Here is a 25473-nt window from a genome sequence, read left to right on the forward strand (position 1 = left end):
CAATGACCGTGTCGGGTGGGCAAGGCAGCAGTCAGGAGAGCAGGGCCCGTCCCCGCCAGCGCCGGATGGCGCAATGGACCCGCGATTATGTCCGGCTTCCGGGCATTCCGGATGAATATATTGCCGACAACGGTGCGCCACGGCCGGTCTGGAGCCGCTTCTTCGATGCGTTCGCCGCGCTGTCGCCGGCCGATATCGAGCGCCGCTTTGCCGCGGCCGACCGCCATCTGCGTGAGGCCGGCGTCACCTATCGGGCGCCGGGCGATACCTCCGACCGGATCTGGCCGCTCAGCCATCTGCCGCTGATCATCGATGCGGCCGACTGGGGCCAGCTCGCCGCCGGCGTCGCGCAACGCGCGCAGCTCCTGGAAATGGTGCTGGGTGATCTCTACGGCGAAGGCCGCCTGGTCGCCGAAGGTGCGATCCCCGCGGCGGCGATCGCCGGCAGCAGCGAGTATCTGCGCGCCGTCAGCGGCATCAAGCCGCCCGGCGGCCGCTATCTGCATCTCTATGCCGCTGACATCGGCCGTGGGCCCGATGGCCGTTGGTGGGTGCTCGGAGATCGCACGCAGGCGCCGTCCGGCGCGGGCTATGCGCTGGAGAACCGACTGGTGCTGTCGCGCGCCTTTTCCGATCTCTACAAATCGATGAATGTCGAGCGGGTGGCGCCGTTCTTCGAAGCGTTCCGTGATTCACTTCGCGCCAGCGCCGATCGCGACGAACCGCGGATTGGTCTGCTCACGCCTGGCGCGTTCAGCGAGACCTATTTCGAGCACGCCACGCTTGCCCGCTATCTCGGCTTCCTCCTGGTCGAGGGCGATGATCTCGCCGTCTCTGGCGACCGCATCCACATCCGCACCGTCGCCGGGCTGAAGCGGCTCGACGTGTTGCTGCGGCGGGTCGATTCCAACATGCTCGATCCGCTCGAGCTCGACGCGTCCTCCTATCTCGGCGTGCCGGGCCTCGTCGAGGTGCTGCGCAAGGGTGGCGTCGTGGTCGCCAACATGCCGGGCTCCGGCGTGCTGGAGGCGAGAGCGCTGCTCGGCTTCCTGCCCAATCTCTGTCGACGTTTGCTCTCCGAAGATCTGATGATGCCGCACATCGCGACCTGGTGGTGCGGCCAGAAGTCCGCCCGCGAACAGGTGTTGTCGCGGCTCGACGAGTTCGCGATCGAGGGCGCCTATGGCCGCGGCGTTGCGGACTTTCCGGGCAATGGTCCGGTGCTGCCGGGCGAATTGTCGGCGGCGGACCGCGACCGCCTGAGGGATGCGATCAGCCACCGCGGCATCGACTATGTCGGCCAGGAACTGGTGCGGCTGTCCACGACGCCGGTGTGGGAGAACGGCCGGATCGCGCCGCGTCCCTTCGTGCTCAGGGTGTTCGCGGCGGCAACGCCGAATGGCTGGACCGTGCTGCCCGGCGGCTTCTGCCGGATCGCCGATCGGGCCGATGCGCGCGCGGTATCGATGGGTGACGGCGCGGTGTCCGCCGACGTCTGGGTGGTCTCCGACAAGGCAGTTGCGACCTCGACCTTGCTGCCGGCGGTCGACACCGTCCGCATCCGCCGCATCGCCGGCGTGTTGCCGAGCCGCGCCGCCGACAATCTGTTCTGGCTCGGCCGCTATCTGGAGCGCGCCGAGGCCACCATCCGCCTGATCCGCGCACTGTGCACGCCGCTGCGCGATCAGGCGCGGGCGAATGCGAGCGGTACCGCACCGACGATGCATTCGGCCGAGCGCATCCAGCGCATGCTGGTGGCCTGGGGCGCGGCCTCGCAGACCGCGCGCGCCAACCCCGCCAAGGTCGCGCTCGAAGCGCTGCAAAGCGAGGACAAATTCGGCTCGGCGCTGTCGCTGGTGCGATCGGCGCAGCGCACGGCCACGGGCTTGCGCGAGCGGCTGTCGCCAGATGCGTGGCAGGTCATCACCGAGATGGCCGACCGGCTCGCGATCGAGGTTCACGACGATGACGGCGTCGTCAGCGCCGCCGAGCTGACCTTGCAGGAGCTCGCAAGCTTCGCCGGCCTCGCGCAGGAGAACATGAACCGCGCAGCCGGCTGGCGCTTCCTCGAGATGGGCCGCCGCGCCGAGCGCGCCATCAACACCACGCGCTTTGCCCGTCAGTTCGCCTATGACGAAGCCGGTGACGAGGACCTCGACATCCTGCTCACGCTGGTCGACTGCCAGATCACCTACCGCTCGCGCTATCTGGTGCAGCCGCTGCTGACGCCGGTGCGCGATCTGGCGGTGCTCGATCCCTTCAATCCGCGCTCGGTCGCGTTCCAGGTCGCCGCGCTGAACGAACATATCGCCGCGCTGCCGAGCCTGAAGGAGCACGGCCTGATCGAGCGGCCACAGCGGCTCGCGGTCGCGCTCGAGGCCATGTTGACGACGGCCGAAGCCGGTCGCCTCGACGTCAAGACCTTGTTTGCGCTGGAGCAGGATCTGCTCAGCCTCTCCGACGCAATCGGGCTGCATTACTTCCCGCATGGACCGAACGCCAGCCGGCCGGAGAAGCTCACGGGGCTGGCGTGATCTACGATATCCGGCACGTCACGACCTACAGCTACGAGACCCAGGTCAGCTTCGCGCGCTGCGCGCTGCGGCTGGAGCCGATCGGCGGCGACGGGCAACAACTGATCTCGCATGCGGTCGATATCCGTCCCAAGCCCGCGGAGCGCACCGCGCGGCGCGACTTCTTCGGCACGCTGACCGAAAGCGTCCTGATCGAGACCGCGCATCGCAGTCTGCGCATCGACGCCCGCTCACGGGTCTCGGTGGAGCGGCAGCCGCCGGCGCGTGACTCCGCGAGCCCGCCCTGGGAGAGCGTGCGCGATCGGGCATTCGAGGCGTCGAGCCTCGATGCGGCTTCGCCGGTCGGCTATGTCTTTGCCAGCGCGCTGGTGCCGGTGCTGCGGCCGGTGACGGCCTATGCGTCCGCGAGCTTTTCGCCAGGCAGCGGCATTCTCGCCGGTGCGGCCGACCTGATGCGGCGGATCCGGACCGACTTCAAATACGATCCCAAGGCGACCGTGATCTCGACGCCGCTTCGCGATGTGTTCGAGAAGCGCCACGGTGTCTGCCAGGATTTTGCCCATGTGATGATCGCGGGACTCCGTGGGCTCGGGCTGCCCGCGGCCTATGTCAGCGGCTATCTGCGCACCATCCCGCCGCCGGGCCAGCCGCGGCTACAGGGCGCCGACGCAACCCACGCCTGGGTGTCGGTCTGGTGCGGTAGCGAGCTCGGCTGGGTCGGGTTCGATCCGACCAACGATCTCATGATCGCCAACGACCACGTCGTTCTCGCCATCGGCCGCGACTTCGCCGACGTCTCGCCGGTCGACGGCGTCATCGTCGGCGCGCGCAAGCAGAAGCTCAGCGTCGCCGTCGACGTATTGCCCGTGGAGTGAATCGGGACGGCGGACGCGCGCTGGCGCAACGCGATCTCGATCAGGCGACTTGCCGCTTGCCGGACTTGTCCCACCCGATCGGGCTGACGATGACGCGGTCGCGGCCTTCGCGCTTGGCTTGATAGAGCGCAAGATCCGCGGCCTTGAGCAGATCGCGTGACGTGCGCTCATGGTCGGGGACGAGGCAGGACAATCCGATGCTGACGGTCGGCAATTCAGGCTCGGCCTCGCGGGCGGCGGTCAGCTTGGCACGAATCTGTTCGGCAACCTCCAGGGCGCCGGCCTTGCCGATGCCGGGCAGCAACACCGAGAACTCCTCGCCGCCATAGCGTGCGCCGAGATCGGTGGCGCGCTTGGTGCTGCCTGCGATGCACTGCCCCACGGTGGCGAGCACAGCATCGCCGGCTTGATGCCCGTAGGTGTCGTTGAAGGCCTTGAAATGATCGACGTCGATCATCAGAAGCGAGACCGGCGCCTTCGCACGCAAGCCGCGACGCCATTCACCGTCAAGGGTATCGTCGAGCCGGCGCCGGTTGGCGAGGCCGGTCAGTGCATCGGTGCTGGCGAGGTGAGCGAGCCGGCCTTCGGCGGCGGCTCGCCGTTTCAGCGCGGCCAACAGGTAGAACATCAGCACGATCGAAAAGCCGCCGAGCGCGGTCACCACGATGCCGGTCAGCCAGAGCTGTTGCCACCAATCCGCATAGATGCCGTCGAGCGCGAGGCCTTCGGCGATGACAAGGGGGCGATTGCCGACCTGCTGGAAGACATAAAGCCGGTTGACGTGATCGACGATCGATTTCGATGTGTAGGAGCCCGACTGCTGGCGCGGCAGCAAGCGAAAGGTCTGCGAGCTCTTGATGTTTTGTCCGATGCGCTCGATCTCGAACGGCGTGCGCATCAGGATCGTGCCGCCGGTATTGAACAACACCATGCTGTCGCCGGCGCCGAAGTTCAGCTTCCGGAACAGGTTGTGGAAGTAGCTGAGCCGCATGCTGCCCGCGACCACGCCGGCGAAGGAGCCGTCGCCGTTGCTGATGCGCCGGCTCAGGCTGATCAGATACTCACCTTCCTGGGTGACCCAGGGCGGGCTGATGAAAAGGCCGACATCCGATCGCGCCCGATGAACCTGAAAGAAATCATGATCGGCGAGATTCGCGCGCCGCGGCGTCAGGGTCCGGGAATCGAGCGTGACGTCGCCGGCGGCGTTCAACACGAGAATGGAGCCGAGATCCTTGGCGGTCGCTGCCCGGTCGAACAGCACCACCTGGCGGAGCTCGGGGCTGATGTTGCTGATCTCCGGCAGCTTGATGCCGTCGGCGACGGCCTGCAACGAGAGGTCATAGAGTTCGATGTTGCGGTCGATCTCGCTTGCGATCGAGGCTACGAGATTGGTCGCGCCTTCCTTCGCGTGCTGAAAATCCTTCTGCGCCATCTCCCAAAGGATCGAGAGGCAAATCGCCGAAAAGCTCACGACGAGTCCGATACCAAGGGCCAGCAGCCGCTTGGTCGGCACCGCTCTCGGTCGTGGCAACAGCCCGTTCATGACCTGCTTCCCAACTCCCGCGCCCCCGCGCTTTGTCGGCCTTTATAGGGGTATCAAATTGAGAAAGCCGGCCCGAACCGCCTGCAAATTATGCGTCGACGTTAGGGAAGCATTAACCGCGCGGCGTCGGGTGACGCACGCGGCTGCCGGTCAGCGGCAGACCCTCAGGCCGCGTCGCTGCGCAGATTGTGGAAGAACTGCTCGACCTCGCGAGACAGGGTCTCGGCGGTTGACGTCAGATCGTTCGACGCTGCGAGCACGGATTCCGCCGCCTTGCTGGTCTGGTCCATATCGTCGCGCAGCGAGCCGACATTGGTCACCAGGATTTCATTGCCCTGGGCGGCCATCTGCGCGTTGGCGGAGATTTCGCGAGTCGCCGCGTCCTGCTGGCCGATCGCGCTCGCGATGTTCGCGGTGACGTTGCTGATCTCGCGGACGGCCTGGCCGATCTCGCGCACGGCTGCCACCGAATTGCGGGTCGAGGCCTGGATCAGGCCGACATTCTCGCTGATCTCGGCGGTCGCCTTCGCGGTTTGCCCGGCCAGCGCCTTGACCTCGTGCGCAACGACCGCGAAGCCGCGGCCGGCATCGCCGGCGCGGGCGGCCTCGATGGTGGCGTTGAGGGCGAGCAGGTTGGTCTGCTCCGCGATCGCCTGGATCAGGTTCAGCACGCCGTCGATGCGCTGGGTGGTGGCGGCAAGGCCCTCGATCTCGCTGATCGACCGGTCGGTGCGCGCGCCCGCCTGATCGACCGCGCCGGACGATTGGGACACCTGGCGGCCGATCTCCTCGACCGAGGCCGAGAGTTCCTCGGCGGCGCCCGCGACCGCGGAGACGTTGCTCGAGGCCTGTTCCGTGGCACCTGCCGCCGCCACGGCGCGGCCGTTGGCGTCGGCCGCGACGGTTGCGATGGTCTGCGCGGTCTCCCGCATTGTGGCTGCGTTGTCGTGCACTGCGCGGAGCACGGTGCCGATCGTGCCGCGGAATGCTTCGACGAAGCCCTCGATGTGCCGGCCGCGTGCGTCGCGCGCCGCGGAATCCTGCATGACTTGCGCATTGAGGATGCGATTGCGGTCCATCGCCTCCTGGAACACGCCGATGGCGCGCGCCAGCGCGCCGATTTCGTCGCCGCGATCGACATGCGGTACGTCGACATGCGCGCCGCCTTCGGCGACCTGATTGATGGCCGTGGTGATCTGCGACAGCGGACGGGCCACCGAGCGGGCGATGATCAGCACGCCGAGCACCACCACGATCAGGGCGGCCGCGCCGAGCCCGGTCAGCACGAGCGCCAGCGTGCGGTTGGTGTCGGTCTGCTGCGCCAGCTTCTTGCTGCGCTCGGCATAGACCTTGGAGAGCGCCTCGAGATCCTTATTCAGAGCGGTGCGGACGTCGCGGTTGGCGTCGTTGTCGCCCCATTCACGCCCGGCCGCGGCGCCGATCTCGATGCCGCGGCGAACCAGCTCCTTCCGGAACGCGATGAACTGCTCGATGCGCGTCTTGAACACCGCGAATTGGGCAGCGTCATCAGCCTGCACCAGGGTTTCCCAGTTCCTGACCACGCCGAGGATGCGTTCGTTGAACGCCAGCAGTCCGTCGCCGTATTTCTTCACCGCCGCCGGTTCGGTCGACATGTAGATGCCGCGGGATTCCATCACCACCGCATAGACCAGCGAATTGACCCGCTCGACATTGAGCGCGGCGCGGCTCGCGAGATCGACGGCTGCGGTCAGCTCGGCATTGCGCCGCGCGTTGTAGTCGGACAGGACGGCGATGGCCGCGGTCAGCGCCGCGATCAGCGCGAACGTCGAGTAGAGCCTGGCGGCAAGCGAGAATCGGGATGCCATGGGAGGCCGGGACATCGGGACGGAGGACGTGATGGGGGTGGGCATTGCGGGCACTCCAGGAGGCCGGGGAGCACCTTCGGCCGACTACGGCTTATGCGAAATCTTCATGGACAATTTCTTAATGCGCGAATTTTTCGCAGCCGCAACCGCTGGAATGTCCGAGTAATACCAATGTCTTATATTGGCTCCTGGGCGCGATAGGGTGTTGGCGGGTTGCGACCGTGCCGATGCGGACGGGGCTGCGTCATCAACAGCCTCCGGCGCGCCCGGCAAAGCCGATGGCACGACTTTCGCAAAGAGGTGCTAGGTTACACCGCTCCAGCCCGCGACGCGAATTCCCATGCTGTATCGTCACACCATCGATGCCACGAATTACGCATTCGAGGATCTACGCCTCCTGCTTGCCAAGGCGTCGCCGCCCCGTTCCGGCGACCGGCTGGCCGGCCTTGCGGCCGACAGTGCCGCGGAGATGATCGCCGCGCGGCTGGCGCTTGCCGATGTTCCGCTCAGGCAATTCCTCGATGAGCCCGTCATCCCCTATGAGGACGACGAAGTCACCCGGCTGATCCTCGACAGCCTTGACGTTGCCGGCTTCCTGCCGGTCTCGTCGCTCACGGTCGGCGCCTTCCGCGACTGGCTGCTGTCGGACGCCGCCACCGATGATGCGATCCGGAAGATCTCGCGCGGGATCACGCCGGAGATGGTCGCGGCAGTCTCGAAGCTGATGCGCAACCAGGACCTGATCCTGGTCGCGAAGAAATGCCAGGTGACGACGCGTTTCCGCAACACCGTCGGTTTGCGCGGGCGAATGAGCACGCGGTTGCAGCCGAACCATCCCTTCGACGATCCCAAGGGCATCACCGCCTCGATCCTCGACGGGCTGCTGCTGGGATCGGGCGATGCCTGCATCGGCATCAATCCGGCGAGCGATGATCCGAACGTCATCGGCACCCTGCTGCGGCTGCTCGATGACATCATCACCCGGCTCGGGATTCCGACGCAGAGCTGCGTGCTGACCCATGTCACGACCACGCTCGGACTGATCGGGCAGGGGTTGCCGGTCGACCTCGTGTTCCAGTCGATCGCCGGCACCGAGGCGGCCAACCGCAGTTTCGGTGTCGACCTCTCGTTGCTGCGGGAGGCGCGCGAAGCGGGATTGTCGCTGCGCCGCGGGACGGTCGGTGACAATGTGATGTATTTCGAAACCGGGCAGGGCTCGGCGCTGTCGGCGAACGCCCATCACCAGGTCGACCAGCAGACTTGCGAGGCGCGGGCCTATGCGGTGGCGCGCGCGTTCGATCCGCTGCTGGTCAATAGCGTGGTCGGCTTTATCGGTCCGGAATACCTTTATGACGGCAAGGAAATCATCCGCGCCGGGCTCGAGGATCATTTCTGCGGCAAACTGCTCGGCCTGCCGCTCGGCATCGACGTCTGCTACACCAATCACGCCGAGGCCGATCAGGACGACATGGACAATCTCCTGACGCTGCTTGCTGCCGCCGGCGTGAATTTCATCATGGGCGTGCCCGGCGCGGACGACGTCATGCTGAACTATCAGTCGACATCGTTTCACGATGCGCTCTACATCCGCGACCTGTTCGGCCTGAAGCGGGCGCCCGAATTCGACGATTGGCTGGCGCGTGTCGGCCTCGCCGGGCAGGACTTCCGCCTCGTTGCCGACGAGGGGCGGCTGCCCGACCTCGCTGCCAGGCTCCTAGCCTGACGGGATAGCAAAATTCCGCAGAGCAACTATCTCGCCGTTGTGACGTTGGTGCGTGCCACAATGTTGAAGAATTTCTGGCCCAGCGTTCCGCGCCGTGGTTAGATTTGCGGGTGCTTCGGGGTCATTCGATGAGAGCTGAGCGCATTGAGACTGTACGGCGTATCCTCTGCGTTTTTCCGCGCTACACGTCGTCCTTTGGGACCTTCGAGCATTCCTACCCCCTGACCGACGGCGTCAGGGCCTTCATGCCGCCGCAGGGCCTGCTGCTGATCGCCGCATATCTTCCCGAGAACTGGCCGGTCCGCTTCGTCGACGAGAATCTGGATCCGGCGACCGCGGAGGATTTCGAGTGGGCGGAGGCCGTGTTCGTCAGCGGTATGCACATCCAGCGCCAGCAGATGAATGACATCTGCCACCGGGCGCATGACCACGATCTCGTGGTCGCGATTGGCGGGCCGTCGGTCAGTGCCTGCCCGGATTACTACCCCTCATTCGACTACCTTCATGTCGGCGAACTCGGCGACGCCACCAACGAGTTGATCCGGCGGTTGGCGGCGGACACCAGCCGGCCGGACCAGCAGGTGGTGCTCAAGACCGTCGACCGGCTGCCGATGACGGAATTCCCGCTGCCGGCCTATGAACTCGCCGAAACCAAGAAGTACTTCCTCGGCAGCATCCAGTTCTCCTCGGGCTGTCCCTATCAGTGCGAGTTCTGTGACATCCCCGGGCTCTATGGCCGCAATCCGCGCCTGAAGTCGCCGGAGCAGATCATCGCCGAGCTCGACAAGCTGCGCGCCTGCGGTGCGACCGACACGGTCTATTTCGTCGACGACAATTTCATCGGCAACCGCAAGGCGGCGAGCGAATTGCTGCCGCATCTGATCGAATGGCAGAAGCGAACCGGCTATGTCACCCGGCTCGCCTGCGAGGCGACGCTCAACATCGCCAAGCGCCCCGAGATCCTGGAGAAGATGCGCGAAGCCTTCTTCGTGACCATCTTCGTCGGCATCGAGACGCCCGATCCGGACGCGCTGAAGGCCATGCACAAGGATCAGAACATGATGGTTCCGATCCTGGAGGGGGTGCGCACCATCAATTCCTACGGCATGGAGGTGGTCTCCGGCATCATCATGGGGCTCGATACCGACAAGCCCCAGACCGGCGATGCGCTGCTCTCCTTTGTCGAGGAATCGCAGATCCCGCTGCTCACCATCAACCTGCTTCAGGCGCTGCCGAAGACGCCATTGTGGGACCGGCTCGAAAAAGCCGGCCGGCTGGTCGATGACGACGGCCGCGATTCCAACGTGCAGTTCCTGCTGCCATATGAAGATGTCGTCAGCTCCTGGCGCAAATGCATGGAGATCGCCTACGACCCCGAGAAGCTGTTCGAGCGCTATCTGCATCAGTGCAACTACACCTATGCCAACCGCATCAAGGTGCCGGTCAGCCCGGAGATGAAGAGCTGGGCCAACATCCGGCGCGGCCTGATCATGCTGCGCAACATCTTCTGGAAGGTCGGCGTGCTCGGCGATTACAGGCGGGTGTTCTGGAAATTTGCACTCGGCCGGCTCAGGCGTGGCGACATCGAGGGGCTGATCTCGGCGACACTGGTCGCGCATCACCTGATCACCTTCGCGCGCGCAGCCTCCAGCGGCCGGCAGAATGCGTCCAACTACTCGATCCGGCTGCGCGAGGCATCGGTCCCCGCTGAATAGCAGCATGACGACACCGCCGGTGCCACTGTCCCCTTCGCTTGCCGATCTGCGTGAGCTCACGCCGGCGCGCGTCGGTCTCGGCCGCTCCGGGGCCAGCCTGCCGACCAGCGCGCTGCTCGCCTTCACGCGTGATCACGCCCGCGCCAGGGATGCCGTCCACGCGGCGTTCGATCTCGGCGGGATCGCGGCTGACCTCGCCGGCCTCGGCATCACGGCACCCGAGGTGTCGAGCCAGGCGCCCAGCCGGCGCGACTATCTGCGCCGACCGGATCTCGGGCGCATGCTGGATTCCGCGTCGAGGCGGTCGCTCGAAGGTCGTGCCATCACCGCATGCTCCTGCGCAATCGTGATCGGGGATGGCCTGTCGCCGACCGCGGTCAATGTGCATGCCGTCGAATTGATCCGGCAGCTGCTGCCGCGACTTGCGGCCGACAGGATCGACGCGGGCCCGGTCATCGTGGCGTCGGGCGCGCGCGTCGCGTTGGGAGACGAGATCGGCACCATCGTCGGAGCCCGCATGCTGGTGATGCTGATCGGCGAACGGCCCGGCCTGTCCGCGCCGGACAGCCTCGGTGCCTATCTCACCTTTGCGCCGCGGATCGGTCTCACCGATGCTGACCGGAACTGCATCTCCAATATCCACCGCGCCGGGCTGAGCTATGCGGAGGCCGCCTTCAGGATCTCCTGGCTTGTGCGGGAGGGACTGGCTCGCCAGATCACGGGGGTCGCGCTGAAGGATGAAAGCGGCGGTGGATCGTCACAGAATGCGCTACCCGGGTGTGACAAATCAGATACTTAATGTTGGTGTTCGCCGGTTCCCTGCTGATTTGTCCGGACCCCTGCGCTTGCGAGCAAAGGGCCTGACCTGTAAAACCGGCGCCGGTCAATATTCGCGTGTTTTCAACGACTAGCGCCGATCAGTTGCGCCCATCCGCCTCATTCGCGCCCCTAAAGCATGATCCGAAAAAGTGCGAAGCGGTTTCCGAAGAGATCATGCGTAAACCAAGGAGCCGAGGCGCGATGAGGATCCAACCTGATCTCATCGCGCTTTAGACCCAAGCTAGACAAATTGAGCCGTTTCAGAACTGGACAGGGCATGCTCGAAAAGAACACGGAAAGTCAGGTCCACGTCGAGAAGATCGAGGAGCCGCGCTCGGGACCCAGCATCGCGTTCGGGATCGAGCGTCTCGGCCTGATCCCGATGCGGGCGCCGATCCTGTCCTGCATCGTGCTCGTTCTGCTGCTGATCGGCGCCGTGTTCGGCGTGCACCGGATCAAGATCGACGATTCGCTGTCGCAGCTGTTCCGTTCCGATTCCAAGGACTACAAGCAATATGAGGCGGTAACCAAGCGCTTCCCGGCGACCGAGTTCGACGTTCTCGTCGTGGTCGAAGGCAAGACGCTGCTCCAGCGCGACAATCTCGGCAAGCTGCGTGACATGGTCACGGACCTACAACTCGTCGAGGGCGTGCGCGGACTGGTCTCGTTGTTCTCCGCGCGCCAGGCGCCGGCCCCCGGCAAGCTGCCGGCGGCGCTGTTCCCGAATGAGCTTCCGGAGGGCGCGGCCTACGACAAGTTCATCGAGACCGTCAAAAGCAACGAGATCATCCGCGGCAAGCTCTTGTCGGAGGACGGCACGCTGGCGCTGGTCGTGCTCTCGCTCGAGCCCGAGGTGGTTGCCAGCAACAAGCTCGGCAAGGTGGTCGGCGACATCAGGAAGATCATGGCCGACGATCTCGGCGGCAGCGGGCTCAATGCCCAGTTGTCCGGCGTGCCGGTGATGCAGCTCGAGATCCGCAACGCGGTCGAGCGCGACGGCCTGACCTACAACATTCTCGGCATCCTCGCCGGCTGCATCATCGCCATTATCTTCTTCCGCAAGATCTCCTTCATGGTGGCGGCGGCGTTCCCGCCGATGATCGCGATCCTGCTCGCGCTTGGTGGCCTCGGCTGGGCCAATTTCAATCTCAACATGTTCCTCAACGTGATGACGCCGCTCATCATGGTGATCAGCTTCTCCGATTCGATGCAGCTGACATTCGCGGCACGCGACCGGCTGATCGCGGGCCAGGACAAGTTCACCGCCTTCAAGAATGCCGTGCTGGTGGTCGGGCCGGCCTGCGTGCTGACACACGGCACGGCGGGCATTTCCTTCATCGCGCTGCAATTCTCGGATTCCGACCTGATCCGCAAGTTCGGCGAGGCCGGGCTTGCCGCCACCATCATCGCGCTGGTCGCGGTGCTGTCGCTGGTGCCGGTGTTCGGCATCCTGCTGGTGCGCAATGAGAAGCTGTTTGCGGTCAAGTTCCAGAGCGCGGATGCCGGCGTGCAGGCGCTGCGCAATTTCTGCTACTGGATCGCGGTGCGCATGGTCGGCCGTCCCGGGCTGTTCAGCCTGCTCGCGCTGATCGTGGTCGGCGGTCTCGGCATCATCTACGCCAATCTCGAGCCGCGCTACCGGCTCGCCGACCAGGTGCCGGACAAGCGACAGGCGGTCGAGGCGTCGAGCCGGCTCGACGCCAAGCTGACCGGTGCCAATCCGGTCGATGTGCTGATCGAATTCCCCAAGGGCCAGTCGCTGTACTCACCGGAGACCCTGAAGACGATCGCCGACGTTCACGCGATGGTCGAGGACTCAGCCGGCGTCGGCAACGTGTGGTCGCTGGAAACCCTGCGGCGCTGGCTTGCCGAAAAGGCCGGCAGCGACGACGTCGCGACGCTGAAGGAATATGTCGACCTGATCCCCGAGCATCTGGTGCGGCGGTTCATCGACAAGAATCAGGACGCGGTCGTGGTGTCGGGGCGCGTCCCGGATCTGGACTCGAGCCAGTTGCTTCCGGTGGTGAACAAGCTCGATCACTCGCTGGATAAGGTGCGTGCCGAGCATCCCGGCTACGAGATCGCGGTGACCGGCCTCTCGGTGATCGCCGCGCGCAACAGCGCGAGCATGATTGAGAAGCTCAACCACGGCCTCACCATCGAATTCCTGCTGGTGGCGATCTTCATCGGGCTGGCATTCCGTTCCGTCGTCGTGATGTTCTCCTGCATCCTGCCGGGCATCTTCCCCGTGGTGCTGTCGGGCACCGTGCTGTGGCTGCTCGGGGAGGGACTGCAATTCGCCAGCGTGGTGGCGTTGACCGTGTCGTTCGGCCTCGGGCTCAGCGCCACCATCCACTTTCTCAACCGGCTGCGGCTCGAGACCAAGCCGGGCATCACGCCGGAGCTTGCTGTGGAGCGCGCCACCGTGCTGGTCGGTCCCGCGCTGATCCTCACCACGGTGGTGCTGGCCTGCGGCCTCGTCGTCACGGTGTTCTCCGATCTGCCGTCGCTGCGCCTGTTCGGCTGGCTCAGCGCGTTCTCGATGGTCGCAGCACTGATCGCGGACCTGTTCATCCTGCGGCCGACCTCGATGTTCCTGATCAACCTGTCGCAAAAACTCCGCGGCAAGGGCGGGCAGCCTGCGCCGATCGAAAAAGCCTGATCGGCGAACAGCGTGGGACTTGCAACAAGAAGGCCCGGTTCCGATGCGTTCGGAACCGGGCCTTTGTCATTTGCCGACGAGATCGGCCGGTAGCGTCAAGTCTTGGTCATGGTGATCGTGACGCCGCGAATCTCGCCCTTTGAGTCGATCTGCACGACCTGCTTGGAGCCGTTGGTCTGGAGGTTCAGGTTCGCAGCAAAGCCGGACGCCTCGACGAATACGTCGATTCGGCCACCACCCGCGGTGCCCTGCAAATTGCCGAAGATGTTGCGGCTCGCCTCGCTCCAGTTGCCGGAAATCCGGTCGCCCTGGCTGGTGACGTCGCTGGAGAGGTCGAATTTGTAGCTGTCGCTGGCGCAATGCAGCGACTGCTTCAGGTTCATGCCCGACGGCGCGACCTTGTAGTCTGCCTTGCAACGAATGCGTTCGGTCGTGCCGTTGGACAACGCCACCGTGCCTGTTCCGGTCCATGAACCGGCAAAACCGGCAAAGGGTCCGCCGGCTTGGGCATGAACAGCGGAGCAAGACAGCAACAGTGCGGCGCCGATACCCACAGCTCTGAGAGCCTGGCCGGACAGGCTGGAACCAAACAATTTCATTGTGAATTTTCCCATCAAAATCAACGCCTCTTTCGCAAGAAAACGTCTCGCCGCATCGAAAGTTTAGTGTCCCCGAAGAATGTTAGGTTCAAACGACAACAGCCATGTGCACGATGCCTGATCGTCATCGCGCAGAATCAGAAGCCTTCGACTCCACGGCGGCATGTAGCTGTGCGCAACCGTCATCCGCAATCGTCAAACGCGATAAAGTGATGGCAAGAATCGTTGTTTAGAATCAACGATTTATGCAGGGGTTTACAGCGCCGCAAATTTAGCCGCATTTAGCGGTGCTTGTCGTCAATCCGTTGCCGCGTTACGTGGCGTCTGCAATCCCTACAAATCCGTCCCGGCCATGCCGAAGCGCTTTTCGGGGACAGATTTTCTGCTGTCGGAAATGAAGGAATACGATGCGTAAATTTCTCCTGGCTGTTGCCCTGTTGTCGATCCCGCTCTCGTCCAGCGCCTTCGCCCAGCAGCAGGGGCGCGGTACCCCCGACGAGCAAAAGGCCTGCACGCGTGACGTGCAGCGTCACTGCCGCGCCGTGATCGATCAGGGCGATTTCACGATTCTCGCCTGCCTGCAGCAGAACCGCAGCAAGATCAGCGCCGCCTGCGATCAGGTGCTGAAGACCCACGGCCAATAAGACCGCGTCAGGCCTCAGCGACCGGCGTCAGGCCCGTGATCGGCATTCGTGCCGGCCACGGGCCGGCTATGCTGGCGGTTACAGATAGCATTGGTTTTGGTGGCGTATTCCCCTATATGGGGCTCGCAAATCCCCGCATGCGCCTGAGCCATCCGCGCCTGCGTCGTGCCATGACCAGTGTAGCCCCAATTTCCCATGACCACCGCGAGCGACCTGCGATCCGGAAAGACCCACCGCGACGAGAACTTTCCGGTCGCGTCGTGGATCATTCATCCGCGGCATCGTGCCCTGATCCTGGCGTTCTATAATTTCGTCCGCACCGCCGACGATATCGCCGATCACGCCACGCTGTCGGCTCAGGAGAAGCTGCGTTATCTCGACCTCATGGAGGCCGAGCTGCTCGGCAATGGCGACAGCCAGAAGGAGGCGGTCAATCTGCGCCGCGCCTTCGCCGAGCGCGGCATGCCGCCGCGGCACGCGCTCGACGTGCTGGTGGCGTTCCGCCTCGACGTCACCAAGCTGCGCTATGAAAACTGGGACGACGTGATCGACTATTGCCGTTACTCGGCGATGCCGGTCGGGCGGTTCATGCTCGACGTGCACGGCGAGGATACCTCGACCTGGGCGGCGTCGGATGCGCTCTGTGCCGCCTTGCAGATCAACAATCATTTGCAGGATTGCGGCAAGGACTACCGAAACCTGAACCGCGTCTACCTGCCGCGCGATGCGCTGGCCGCGGCGGGTGCGACGGTCGAGATGCTCGGCGAGGCGAAGTCGCAGCCGGCGCTGCTGAAGTGCCTGCAAGCGCTCGCGGTGCGCACCGAGACGCTGCTCGTGCAGAGCAAGTCGCTCGCCGCCGAGGTGAAGGACTTCAGGCTGGGCCTCGAAATTTCCGTGATCCAGGCGTTCGCCGACAAGATCGTCAACATGCTGAAGGTGCGCGATCCGCTCAGCGAGCGTGTGCATTTGAGCAAGGTCGAGCTGCTGCTGCAAAGCCTCGGCGGCGTCGCCGGCGAGACCGCGCAGCGCGCGACCGGACGGCGTGCGGTATCCAAGACGGCGGCAGGTGCATGAGTGTCGAGGCGGCGGCCAACGCAAATTACGACAGCACCGCGTCGGGCAGCTCGTTCTATGCAGCGATGCGCATCCTGCCGCGCGCGCAGCGCGAGGCGATGTTCCAGATCTACAGCTTCTGTCGCCAGGTCGACGACATCGCCGATTCCGACGGCCCGCGGCCGGAGCGGCTGGCCGCGCTGCAGCAGTGGCGCGACGATATCGATGCGCTCTATGCCGGGCATCCGCCGGATCGGTTGAAAGACTATGTCGCGTCGGTGAAGACCTTCGGCCTGAAGCGCGAGGATTTCCTCGCGATCGTCGACGGCATGGAGATGGACGTGCCGCAGGACATCCGGGCGCCGGACCTTGCGACGCTCGACCTCTACTGCGATCGCGTCGCGAGCGCGGTGGGCCGATTGTCGGTGCGCGTGTTCGGCCTGCCCGAGGACGACGGCATCCAGCTCGCTCATCACCTCGGCCGTGCACTACAGCTCACCAACATCCTGCGCGACATCGACGAGGACGCCGGTCTCGGCCGCCTCTATCTGCCGCGGGAATGGCTCTGGCACGCCGGCATCACCAATGACGATCCGGCCCGGGTCACGGCCGACCGCGCGCTGCCGAAGGTGTGCGCGCCGCTCGCCGAGCGGGCCAAGATGCATTTCCAGAAGTCCGACGAGATCATGAAGCGCAATTCGCGCCGCGCGGTGCGCGCGCCGCGCATCATGTCGAAATACTATCGCGCGATCCTCGATCTGTTGATCGCGCGCGGTTTCGCTGCCCCGCGTGCGCCGGTGCGTGTGTCCAAGGCGGCCAAGATCCGCATTCTTCTTCGTTACGCGATCATCTGATGCAAAACACCGTTCATATCATCGGTGCCGGTATTTCCGGCCTCTCAGCGGCGGTGCGGCTCGCCAATGGCGGCTATAAGGCCGCCGTCCACGAGGCGACGCAACAGGCTGGTGGCCGTTGCCGCTCCTATTTCGACGCCGCCACCAATCTCACCATCGACAATGGCAACCATCTGCTGCTGTCCGGCAACCGCCACGCGCTGAACTACGCGCGCGCGATCGGCACCGAAGCCGGCCTGGTGGGGCCCGCGCGCGCGCAGTTTCCGTTCGTCGATCTGGCCACCGGCCAGCGCTGGCAGCTCGATCTCGGCGACTCCCGCTTGCCGCTGTGGGTGTTCGACGAGGCGCGCCGCGTCCCGGACACGAGCTTGCGCGACTATCTCGCCTTGGCGCCGCTGGCCTGGGCCGGCACCGGAGCGCTGGTCGGCAACACCATTCCCTGCAAGGGCACGCTGTACGACCGCCTGGTGCAGCCGCTGCTGCTCGCCGCGTTGAACGTCGATCCGCCGGAGGGCTCGGCCGGGCTCGCCGGCGCCATCGTGCGCGAGACCTTGCTCGCGGGCGGGCAGGCCTGCCGTCCGCTGATCGCGCGCGACGGCCTGAGTTCGGTCCTGATCGAGCCGGCCGTGAAGCTGCTGCAGGACAGGGGCCACAGCGTCCAGTTCAGTCACGAATTGCGGGCGTTCGGCATGTCCGGCGATCGCGTCAGCGAGCTCGACTTCGGCGGTGGCGACAAGATCGCGCTCGGGGCCGACGATGCCGTGGTGCTTGCGGTGCCGCCGCGTGCCGCTTCATCCCTGCTGCCCGGCGTGAAAACGCCGACCAAATTCCGCGCCATCGTCAACGCGCATTTCCGCGTCGATCCGCCGCGCGACGCCGTGCCCATTCTCGGCGTGGTCGGCGGCCTCGTGGAGTGGCTGTTCGCCTTCCCGCAGCGGCTGTCGGTGACGATCAGCAATGGCGACCGGCTGGTCGATATGCCGCGCGAGGAGCTCGCGCAGGCGATCTGGCGGGACATCTGCAAGGCATCGGGCATTTCCGGCGACCTGCCGCCCTGGCAGATCGTGCGCGAGCGGCGTGCCACGTTCGAAGCGACGCCGGAGCAGAATGCCCTGCGCCCGGGGCCCGCGACGGGGCAAAAAAACCTGTTTCTTGCCGGCGACTGGACTGCTACCGGGTTGCCGGCAACCATCGAGGGATCGGTCCGGTCGGGCGATCGTGCCGCCGATCTGGTTCTGGCCAGGCGCTAGATCCGGCCGATTGATTTCGAGCGAAGTGGTTACCGGCTCGCGCAAGGAAATTGCGGCCGGGAAAACGGAAGAGCGCGTCCGATTCAATCGGATCGTGCTCCGGAGCGGCCGCGGCTTTCGATCAGCCGGCCCGCAATGAAGAGGATATCGAGCGAAATGCTTTCGAGAGATCACGGCGTCGCAGTCGATCCGGTCGCGCTGGAGAACAGCATCTCCAAGGCAACCGAGGCGCTGCTCGGCTACCGTCAGTCCGACGGACATTGGGTGTTCGAGCTCGAGGCCGACAGCACCATTCCGGCCGAGTACGTCCTGCTGCGTCACTATCTCGCCGAGCCCGTCGATGCCGCGCTCGAGGCCAAGATCGCCAGCTATCTGCGCCGCGTCCAGGGCTCGCACGGCGGCTGGCCACTGGTCCATGACGGCCCGTTCGACATGAGCGCCAGCGTGAAGTCGTACTTCGCGCTGAAGATGATCGGCGATTCCGTCGATGCGCCGCACATGGTGCGGGCACGCGAGGCGATCCGTTCGCGCGGCGGCGCGTCGACCTGCAATGTGTTCACGCGCTTCCTGCTCGCGCTCTATGGCGTCGTGACCTGGCGCGCAACGCCGGTGCTGCCGATCGAGATCATGCTGCTGCCGATGTGGTCGCCGTTCCACATCAACAAGATCTCGTATTGGGCGCGCACCACCATGGTGCCGCTGATGGTGCTCGCCGCGCTGAAGCCGCGCGCGAAGAACCCGAAGGGCATCGGCATCGACGAGTTGTTCCTGGAGGATCCGAAATCGGTTCGCATGGCGCCGAAGGCGCCGCATCAGAGCGCGAGCTGGTTCTATCTGTTCCGCTCGCTCGACGCCGTGCTGCGCGTGGTCGAGCCGATGTTCCCGAACCGCCTGCGCCAGCGCGCGATCGATGCCGCGCTCGCCTTCACCGAGGAGCGGTTGAACGGCGAAGACGGCATGGGCGCGATCTATCCGCCGATGGCCAACATCGTCATGATGTACGAAGCGCTCGGCAAGGATGAGAATTTCCCGCCGCGCGCCATTACCCGCCGCGGCATCGACAAGCTGCTCGTGATCGGCGACGAGGAGGCCTATTGCCAGCCTTGCGTCTCGCCGGTGTGGGACACTGCGTTGACCTGTCACGCGCTGCAGGAGGCGGGCGGCGACGACACGTTCGCCAAGGCCAAGCAGGGCCTCGATTGGCTGAAGCCGCGCCAGGTGCTGGAGCTGAAGGGCGATTGGGCGGTCAAGGCGCCGGATGTTCGTCCCGGCGGCTGGGCGTTCCAATACAACAATGACCACTATCCCGATCTCGACGACACGGCGGTGGTCGTGATGGCGATGGATCGCGTGCGGCGCCACACTGGCACCCGCGAATATGATGAGGCGATCGCGCGCGGCCGTGAATGGATCGAGGGGCTGCAGAGCCGCGATGGCGGCTGGGCCGCGTTCGACGCCAACAACCTCGAATACTACCTCAACAATATCCCGTTCTCCGATCACGGCGCTTTGCTCGATCCGCCGACCGAGGACGTCACCGCGCGCTGCATCTCGATGCTGGGACAACTCGGCGAGACCGCCGAGAGCAGCAAGGTGATGGCCGACGGCATTGCCTATCTGCGTCGCACCCAGCTGCCCGAGGGTTCCTGGTACGGTCGCTGGGGCCTGAATTACATCTACGGCACCTGGTCGGTGCTCTGTGCGCTAAATGTCGCAGGGATCGATCGCAACGACCCGATGATCCGGAAAGCGGTAGAATGGCTGGCGTCGGTCCAGAATCAGGACGGCGGCTGGGGTGAGGACGCAGTCAGTTACCGGCTCGATTACAAGGGTTATGAAGTTGCGCCGTCGACCTCGTCGCAAACGGCATGGGCTTTGCTTGGGCTGATGGCGGCCGGAGAGGTCGAAAATCCGGCCGTTGTGCGAGGGGTGGAGTACCTAAAGGCAACACAGACGGAAAAAGGACTCTGGGACGAGCAGCGATACACAGCTACGGGGTTTCCGCGGGTATTTTACTTGCGATATCATGGCTACTCGAAGTTCTTTCCGCTCTGGGCGCTGGCGCGGTATCGGAATTTGAGAAGCACCAATAGCAGGGTGGTAGGGGTTGGGATGTGATTGTTGAGGCGGGGGCCGCCGGAACCGTGGACAGGAGAATTGATCCTCGGCCGGTATTGATTGTGACTGGATTGGTGCAGGAGGCCCGCATCGCGGCAGGTCCCGGCATGATCGTGATCTGCAGCTCGAGCGATCCGCAACAACTGCGTGCATTGCTGGCGACGCTGGATCCGACCACGTTCCGCGGCGTGATCTCGTTCGGCGTGGCCGGCGGGCTCGACCCGTCGCTCAAATCGGGCGACGTCGTGGTCGCGACCGAAGTGATGTCCGGCGATACCCGTTTCCTGGCTGCATCCGCGCTGAACGAAGAGATGATCGCCAGCGCTGCGCTGAAACGCCGCAGGATCGTCCGCGGTGGGCTTGCTGGCGTCGAAGAGGTGATCGCGGCGAAGGCTTGCAAGGCCGCGTTGCGCTCGATGACGGGCGCTGCCGCAGTCGACATGGAGAGCCATATTGCGGCAGCGTATGCCGCCAAGGCAGGCATTCCGTTCGCCGCGCTGCGTGTGATCAGCGATCCCGCGCACCGGGCCCTGCCGGAGCTTGCGAAGTCCGCGGTGAAGCCGAATGGCGACATCGACCTGCGCAAGGTGCTGCGCGGCATCGTGCGCAATCCGCGCACGCTGCGCGCGCTGGTCTCGACCGGCATCGACTTCAACCGCGCGCTGCGCTCGCTGCGCAGCTGCCGCGGCTTCCTGCTCGGCAACGAGGTGCTGATGCCGGTGGACGACGTTCTGATTACCGCGAAGGCGGCCTGATCCGCAGAAGCGCGGTTTCTCGCACCGTCAAGTTCGGACGACAAAGGCCCGGTCGCATCGCGATCGGGCCTTTGTCTTTGGTGCCTGATGGATGCCGTCCGGTGCGGTGTCATGAGCAAGCGCTTCGCCGGCTCAGCATCGCTGCCAGGGGACGGTGAGGGGGCGCGCGTCGCTGTTCCGGCCGCCCCGCCGGCAGCGTTGCTGCTCTCTCGGTAAGCCCGTTGCTGGTGATCCGCACTGCCGTCTTGTGGCCTCGGGTATCCCCGAGGGAATCGGGTGTCCCGCGAGGGAACTTGACAGCGATCGGCGTTCGGACCATTGTGAATTATGATCCTGAATTCATGAATAACGGTTCACTATGGCAATCGCTGCAGTTCGGCTCAATCAGCTGGTCGAGACCAAGGCGCGCATTCTGGACGCTGCCAGGGAGGCCGTGGCGCTCAGTGGGTGGAAGGATGCCCAGATCGCCCTGATCGCCTCACGGGCTGGCGTGGCCACGGGCAGCGTGTATCGCTACTTCGACTCCAAGGCGGACCTGTACGCGCAGGTGCTCGGACTGGTGTCCGAGCGCGAGGTCGCCGTGGTGGCCGCGATCGTCGCGGCGGAGGGTTCCGCGTCGCAGTGCCTGGTGGACGCGATCTACACCTTCGCGGTCCGGGCGATGCGTGGCCGCCGTCTGGCCTACGCGCTGATCGCAGAACCCTGTGAACCCGAGATCGACGCGGCGCGCCTCAAATACCGGGCAGCGCTGGCCGATCAGATCGCAGGCCTGGTCCGGCGCGGCATCGCCAGCGGCGAGTTCGTCGAGATCGACGCCAATGTCGCGGCATCCTGCGTGACCGGCGCCTTCATGGAAGCGCTGGTTGGTCCTCTGGCGCCCGAAGCGGCCCCCGATTCCGATGCGGCGAGAGCGATCGCGCAAGCGATCGCCGGATTGTCCGCGCGCATGCTGTTTCGCCATCCCACGCCCGAATTGACCCCTGTATCGAGAGTCTCCGCATGAACGCGCGCATCCAGCCGGTTGCCGTCGCGGGTCCGCACGCCGGTGCGTTCGCGACCCATCAGGTCTGCAATCAGGCGCGGCCAGCCGCCGGCTTCAACGCGTTCGATGACGACCGCGCGCTGAGCGGCCTGATCGCAAGGATGGCGCCGTGGGCGAGAGACCGGCTTTCCGCGCTCGGCGCCCATGCCGGCAACGAGGCCGTGCAGGATGCCGCGCGGCTTGCCAACGAGCATGAGCCGAAGCTCATGACCCATGACCGCTACGGCAACCGGAACGATTGGGTGGAATTTCATCCGGCCTGGCATCAATTGATGACGCTGGCGTTCCAGAGCGAGGTCCATAGCCTGGCCTGGTCGACGCGCGAGCCGTATGGCCATCTGGCCCGCGCGGCGCTGAGCTATCTCTGGAATCAGATCGAGAACGGCGTCGGTTGCCCGACCGGGATGGCGTACGCCGCCATCGCCGGATTTGCCGGCAAGCCGCAATTCAATCTGTGGCGGGAGCGCACGCTGGCGGCGGATTACGATCCGCGCCGGCTTCCGATCGATGCCAAGCGCGCGGCCGTCATCGGCTACGCGATGACCGAGAAGCAGGGCGGCTCGGACCTCCGCGAGACCCAGACCACCGCGCGCTTCGTCGAGCGTGGTGCGCATGGCGAGATCTATGCGATCACCGGCCACAAATGGTTCTTCTCGGTACCGGTCGCCGACGGATTCTACACGCTGGCGCGCACGCCGTCCGGCGTCAGTTGCCTGTTCGTGCCGCGCCTGCTGCCGGACGGCAGCGCCAACCGCATTCACATTCAGCGATTGAAGGACAAATGCGGCAACCGTTCGAACGCCTCGAGCGAGATCGAGTATCACGACACGTGGTCGATTCTGGTCGGCGAAGAAGGCCGCGGCATCGCTGAGATCCTCTCGCATGCGCATTTGACGCGGCTCGATTTCGCGGTCGGCTCCGCCGGGCTGATGCGTCAGGCGTTGAGCCTTGCCATCAATCACGCGCAAACCCGGACCGCGTTCGGCAGGCCGATGTCGGAGCTACCGATGCAGCGCAACGTGCTTGCCGACCTCGCGCTGGAGAGCGAGGCGGCGATGCTTGGCGCATTTCGCGTCGCGCGTGCGACCGACGGCTTGCAGACCAGCGAGCACGAGCGGCTGCTGGCGCGGGTCGCGACGCCGGTGGTGAAGTTCTGGAATTGCCAGCGTGCGCCGGCCTTCACCTATGAGTGCCTGCAGGTGCACGGCGGCAATGGCTTCATCATGGAGAACGCGATGGCGCGGCTCTATCGTGAGGCGCCGCTGAATTCGATCTGGGAAGGCACCTCCAACATGATGTGCATGGACGTGCTGCGGGCGATGCAGCGCGATGCAGAATGCCGCGACGCGTTCGTCGACGAACTGCGCGCGAGCAGGAGCCTCAACCCGATCTACGACAAGAGCGTCGACGATCTCGCCGATCGGCTGCACGCGCGATATCCGGACGACGGGCATGCACGGGCGCTGGTCACCCGTATGGCGCATGCCTTGCAGGCGGCCGAGATGTTGCGGCACGGCGATGCCGCGGCTGCCGACCTGTTCGTGCGATCCCGGTTCGGCGCGGACGGGATGCACGTCTTCGGCACGCTGCCGTCGTCGGCGGAACTTGCCGGCATCGTCGAACGCGCATCCGTCATCCGTCAGCAGGGGCTCCAGTAACATGCGTCAGAGCGAAGTTTGTGCGGTCGGCGATATCAGGGCCGCGGTGGGCGAAGTGGAATGGGCAACCCGGATCGACCTCGCCGCGTGCTATCGCCTGGTCGCGCTCTATGGAATGACCGACCTGATCTACAATCATATCAGCGCGCAGGTGCCGGGGCATGACGACCAGTATCTGATCAATCCCTATGGCATGCTGTACGAGGAAATCACCGCGTCGAGCCTCGTCAAGATCGATATCGAGGGCCGCACCTTGCTGCAGCCCGACCATGGCTACAATGTCAACGTCGCCGGATTTTACCTGCACGCCCCGATCCATCGCGCGCGCCCCGACGTGAAGTGCGTTCTGCATACCCATACCAGGGCGGGCACCGCGGTCAGCACGCTTGCCGAAGGGCTGCTGCCGCTGTCGCAAACCGCGATGCGGTTTCACGGCCGGATCGGCTATCACGACTTCGAAGGGCCGGCGATCGATCGCGACGAATGCGATCGCGTGGTCGCCGATCTCGGCCGCAACAACGTGCTGGTGTTGCGCAATCATGGCCTGCTGGTCTGCGGCAACACGATCCCGCAGGCGTTCAACGCGATCTACTGGCTCGAGCAGGCGTGCCGGATCCAGGTCGATGCGCTCGGCTGCGGCCGGCCGCTGCACGCGCCGACCGAACTCGCGATCGACAACACGGTAACCTGCTTTGCCGGCACCGAGATCACGCTCGACAATGAGCGCGATACCAATCCGGTGCTGAATGAGGCGGCGCAAAATCTGCAAGCCGGTTACGGCCTGCTGGAATGGCCGGCGCTGCGGCGCAGGCTCGACCGCATCGACGGGAGCTATGCGCAATGAGCCCGTCGCTCGCGGCGTTGCGGATCGGCTTCATCGGGGCCGGTCGCGTGGCGCAGACGCTCGCGCCCGCGTTCACCCGTGCGGGCCTAAATGTCGCGGCCTTTTACAACCGCGGTCCCGACGCCGCGGCGCAACTCGGCTCCCGCGTGCCGTCGGCACGGCCGATGGCGGATGCGCAGCAGGTCGTCGACGGCTGCGACATGGTTTTCCTCACGGTCAGTGACGACGCGATCCTGCCGGTCTGCCGTGCCTTGCGCTGGGAGCCGCGGCATCGCGTGGTCCATTGCAGCGGCGCGACCGAGCTGGCCGCGCTGGATCACGCGAAATCCGCAGGTGCGGCGACCGGCGGATTTCATCCGATGCAGATGTTCGCAAATCCCGACGTCGCGCTGGAGGGATTGCGCGGCTGCACCGTCGGCATCGAGGCCGAGCCCGACTTCCGCCGCGATCTGGAACGGCTTGCGGCCAGCATCGGATGCGAGCCGCTGGCGCTGCCGGCCGGCGTGCGGGCGCTCTACCATGCCTCGGCCTATTACGTCGGCCCGTTCCTGATCGCGCTGCTCAAGGAGGGCGTCGAACTCTGGAAGAGTTTTGGCGCCAGCGAAGCCGATGCGCTGCGTGCCATGATGCCGCTGTTGCGAGGCACGGTCGCGGCCGTGCTCGACGGCGGACTGGCCAACGGCATGGGCGGCTGCGTGGCGCGCGGCGACGTTGGCACGATCGTCAAGCACCTCGCGGCATTGGACGGCCGCTTTCCGTCCTCGGGCGCGCTGTACCGCGAACTGGCGCTGCGTAACGTCCCGCTCGGGATCGAACGCGGCACGCTCAGCGCGCCGCGCGCAGCGGAGATCGAGAAATTGCTGCTGCGATCCGCTGACAGCCGCGTTCCGGCATAATGAAAACAAAAGGCCCGGTCGCATCGCGATCGGGCCCTTGTC

19 protein-coding genes are annotated in these 25473 nt (G+C 65.2%); 16 read left to right on the forward strand and 3 right to left on the reverse strand.

Annotation, left to right across the window (positions count from 1 at the left end; translation table 11 throughout):
- Positions 1-2: 2 nt before the first annotated feature.
- Together CWS35_RS18160 and CWS35_RS18165 are read left to right on the forward strand one after the other, a co-directional pair.
- On the forward strand, positions 3-2534 hold the full coding sequence (locus CWS35_RS18160; RefSeq protein ID WP_100952891.1) for a circularly permuted type 2 ATP-grasp protein: 2532 nt from the start codon (positions 3-5) through the stop codon (positions 2532-2534).
- Complete coding sequence (locus tag CWS35_RS18165) at positions 2531-3409, forward strand: transglutaminase family protein (protein ID WP_100952893.1); 879 nt, start codon at positions 2531-2533, stop codon at positions 3407-3409. Before CWS35_RS18160 ends, CWS35_RS18165 begins: the two co-directional genes overlap by 4 nt.
- 40 nt (positions 3410-3449) lie before the next feature.
- Here CWS35_RS18165 and CWS35_RS18170 read toward each other — a convergent pair whose 3' ends face one another.
- Both CWS35_RS18170 and CWS35_RS18175 read right to left on the reverse strand, forming a co-directional pair.
- Positions 3450-4952 carry a sensor domain-containing diguanylate cyclase gene (locus CWS35_RS18170; protein ID WP_100952895.1) on the reverse strand — a complete coding sequence of 501 codons (1503 nt, stop codon included), beginning with the start codon at positions 4950-4952 and terminating at the stop codon, positions 3450-3452.
- Between the two features lie 164 nt (positions 4953-5116).
- A complete protein-coding gene (locus tag CWS35_RS18175; RefSeq protein ID WP_100952897.1) occupies positions 5117-6799 on the reverse strand; it encodes a methyl-accepting chemotaxis protein in 1683 nt (560 codons plus the stop codon).
- Between the two features lie 340 nt (positions 6800-7139).
- Between CWS35_RS18175 and CWS35_RS18180 the strand changes: the two genes are divergently transcribed.
- The 4 genes from CWS35_RS18180 to CWS35_RS18195 all read left to right on the forward strand — a co-directional run bounded on the left by CWS35_RS18180 (position 7140) and on the right by CWS35_RS18195 (position 13718).
- Complete coding sequence (locus tag CWS35_RS18180; RefSeq protein ID WP_100952899.1) at positions 7140-8522, forward strand: ethanolamine ammonia-lyase subunit EutB; 1383 nt, start codon at positions 7140-7142, stop codon at positions 8520-8522.
- 128 nt (positions 8523-8650) lie between these two features.
- Positions 8651-10237 carry a B12-binding domain-containing radical SAM protein gene (locus CWS35_RS18185; protein ID WP_100952901.1) on the forward strand — a complete coding sequence of 529 codons (1587 nt, stop codon included), beginning with the start codon at positions 8651-8653 and terminating at the stop codon, positions 10235-10237.
- 4 nt (positions 10238-10241) lie between these two features.
- Positions 10242-11036: an ethanolamine ammonia-lyase subunit EutC gene (gene eutC, locus CWS35_RS18190; protein ID WP_100952903.1), complete on the forward strand. Its 795-nt coding sequence runs from the start codon at positions 10242-10244 to the stop codon at positions 11034-11036.
- Between the two features lie 297 nt (positions 11037-11333).
- On the forward strand, positions 11334-13718 hold the full coding sequence (locus CWS35_RS18195; protein WP_100952905.1) for an RND family transporter: 2385 nt from the start codon (positions 11334-11336) through the stop codon (positions 13716-13718).
- 95 nt (positions 13719-13813) lie between these two features.
- Here the strand turns inward: CWS35_RS18195 and CWS35_RS18200 are convergent, their stop codons facing one another.
- Positions 13814-14317 (reverse strand): hypothetical protein, encoded by a 504-nt coding sequence (locus CWS35_RS18200; RefSeq protein WP_100952907.1) that lies wholly within the window; start codon positions 14315-14317, stop codon positions 13814-13816.
- 407 nt (positions 14318-14724) lie between these two features.
- Between CWS35_RS18200 and CWS35_RS18205 the strand changes: the two genes are divergently transcribed.
- The 10 genes from CWS35_RS18205 to CWS35_RS18250 all read left to right on the forward strand — a co-directional run bounded on the left by CWS35_RS18205 (position 14725) and on the right by CWS35_RS18250 (position 25431).
- On the forward strand, positions 14725-14961 hold the full coding sequence (locus tag CWS35_RS18205) for a hypothetical protein (protein ID WP_024579436.1): 237 nt from the start codon (positions 14725-14727) through the stop codon (positions 14959-14961).
- A gap of 195 nt (positions 14962-15156) precedes the next feature.
- Positions 15157-16035, forward strand: a complete 879-nt coding sequence (gene hpnC, locus CWS35_RS18210) for a squalene synthase HpnC (RefSeq protein ID WP_100952909.1) — start codon at positions 15157-15159, stop codon at positions 16033-16035.
- Positions 16032-16868, forward strand: a complete 837-nt coding sequence (hpnD, locus tag CWS35_RS18215; protein WP_100952911.1) for a presqualene diphosphate synthase HpnD — start codon at positions 16032-16034, stop codon at positions 16866-16868. The genes hpnC and hpnD overlap by 4 nt, the downstream gene beginning before the upstream one ends.
- Complete coding sequence (gene hpnE, locus CWS35_RS18220; protein WP_100952913.1) at positions 16868-18118, forward strand: hydroxysqualene dehydroxylase HpnE; 1251 nt, start codon at positions 16868-16870, stop codon at positions 18116-18118. The genes hpnD and hpnE overlap by 1 nt, the downstream gene beginning before the upstream one ends.
- Positions 18119-18274: 156 nt before the next feature.
- Entirely contained in the window at positions 18275-20236 is a 1962-nt protein-coding gene (gene shc / locus CWS35_RS18225; protein ID WP_100952915.1) for a squalene--hopene cyclase, read from the forward strand.
- Positions 20233-20991, forward strand: a complete 759-nt coding sequence (locus CWS35_RS18230; protein ID WP_024579441.1) for a phosphorylase — start codon at positions 20233-20235, stop codon at positions 20989-20991. Before shc ends, CWS35_RS18230 begins: the two co-directional genes overlap by 4 nt.
- 358 nt (positions 20992-21349) lie before the next feature.
- A complete protein-coding gene (locus CWS35_RS18235; protein ID WP_100952917.1) occupies positions 21350-21994 on the forward strand; it encodes a TetR/AcrR family transcriptional regulator in 645 nt (214 codons plus the stop codon).
- A complete protein-coding gene (locus tag CWS35_RS18240; RefSeq protein ID WP_100952919.1) occupies positions 21991-23691 on the forward strand; it encodes an acyl-CoA dehydrogenase family protein in 1701 nt (566 codons plus the stop codon). Before CWS35_RS18235 ends, CWS35_RS18240 begins: the two co-directional genes overlap by 4 nt.
- 1 nt (position 23692) lies before the next feature.
- Positions 23693-24535, forward strand: coding sequence for a class II aldolase/adducin family protein (locus CWS35_RS18245; RefSeq protein ID WP_100952921.1), 843 nt, complete (start codon positions 23693-23695; stop codon positions 24533-24535).
- Complete coding sequence (locus CWS35_RS18250; RefSeq protein WP_100952923.1) at positions 24532-25431, forward strand: Rossmann-like and DUF2520 domain-containing protein; 900 nt, start codon at positions 24532-24534, stop codon at positions 25429-25431. Before CWS35_RS18245 ends, CWS35_RS18250 begins: the two co-directional genes overlap by 4 nt.
- Positions 25432-25473 lie beyond the last annotated feature (42 nt).

It is taken from the genome of Bradyrhizobium sp. SK17, from assembly GCF_002831585.1.
GTDB lineage: Bacteria > Pseudomonadota > Alphaproteobacteria > Rhizobiales > Xanthobacteraceae > Bradyrhizobium.

What these genes read in the sequence shown, in the direction of transcription:
- eutC (WP_100952903.1), top strand. Translation starts at nt 10,242, where the DNA reads ATGACGACACCGCCGGTGCCACTGTCCCCTTCGCTTGCCGATCTGCGT.
- CWS35_RS18235 (WP_100952917.1), top strand. Translation starts at nt 21,350, where the DNA reads ATGGCAATCGCTGCAGTTCGGCTCAATCAGCTGGTCGAGACCAAGGCG.
- CWS35_RS18200 (WP_100952907.1), bottom strand. Translation starts at nt 14,317, where the DNA reads ATGAAATTGTTTGGTTCCAGCCTGTCCGGCCAGGCTCTCAGAGCTGTG.
- hpnD (WP_100952911.1), top strand. Translation starts at nt 16,032, where the DNA reads ATGAGTGTCGAGGCGGCGGCCAACGCAAATTACGACAGCACCGCGTCG.
- shc (WP_100952915.1), top strand. Translation starts at nt 18,275, where the DNA reads ATGCTTTCGAGAGATCACGGCGTCGCAGTCGATCCGGTCGCGCTGGAG.
- CWS35_RS18205 (WP_024579436.1), top strand. Translation starts at nt 14,725, where the DNA reads ATGCGTAAATTTCTCCTGGCTGTTGCCCTGTTGTCGATCCCGCTCTCG.
- hpnE (WP_100952913.1), top strand. Translation starts at nt 16,868, where the DNA reads ATGCAAAACACCGTTCATATCATCGGTGCCGGTATTTCCGGCCTCTCA.
- CWS35_RS18175 (WP_100952897.1), bottom strand. Translation starts at nt 6,799, where the DNA reads ATGGCATCCCGATTCTCGCTTGCCGCCAGGCTCTACTCGACGTTCGCG.
- CWS35_RS18245 (WP_100952921.1), top strand. Translation starts at nt 23,693, where the DNA reads ATGCGTCAGAGCGAAGTTTGTGCGGTCGGCGATATCAGGGCCGCGGTG.
- CWS35_RS18170 (WP_100952895.1), bottom strand. Translation starts at nt 4,952, where the DNA reads ATGAACGGGCTGTTGCCACGACCGAGAGCGGTGCCGACCAAGCGGCTG.
- CWS35_RS18185 (WP_100952901.1), top strand. Translation starts at nt 8,651, where the DNA reads ATGAGAGCTGAGCGCATTGAGACTGTACGGCGTATCCTCTGCGTTTTT.
- CWS35_RS18180 (WP_100952899.1), top strand. Translation starts at nt 7,140, where the DNA reads ATGCTGTATCGTCACACCATCGATGCCACGAATTACGCATTCGAGGAT.
- CWS35_RS18240 (WP_100952919.1), top strand. Translation starts at nt 21,991, where the DNA reads ATGAACGCGCGCATCCAGCCGGTTGCCGTCGCGGGTCCGCACGCCGGT.
- CWS35_RS18250 (WP_100952923.1), top strand. Translation starts at nt 24,532, where the DNA reads ATGAGCCCGTCGCTCGCGGCGTTGCGGATCGGCTTCATCGGGGCCGGT.
- hpnC (WP_100952909.1), top strand. Translation starts at nt 15,157, where the DNA reads ATGACCACCGCGAGCGACCTGCGATCCGGAAAGACCCACCGCGACGAG.
- CWS35_RS18195 (WP_100952905.1), top strand. Translation starts at nt 11,334, where the DNA reads ATGCTCGAAAAGAACACGGAAAGTCAGGTCCACGTCGAGAAGATCGAG.
- CWS35_RS18160 (WP_100952891.1), top strand. Translation starts at nt 3, where the DNA reads ATGACCGTGTCGGGTGGGCAAGGCAGCAGTCAGGAGAGCAGGGCCCGT.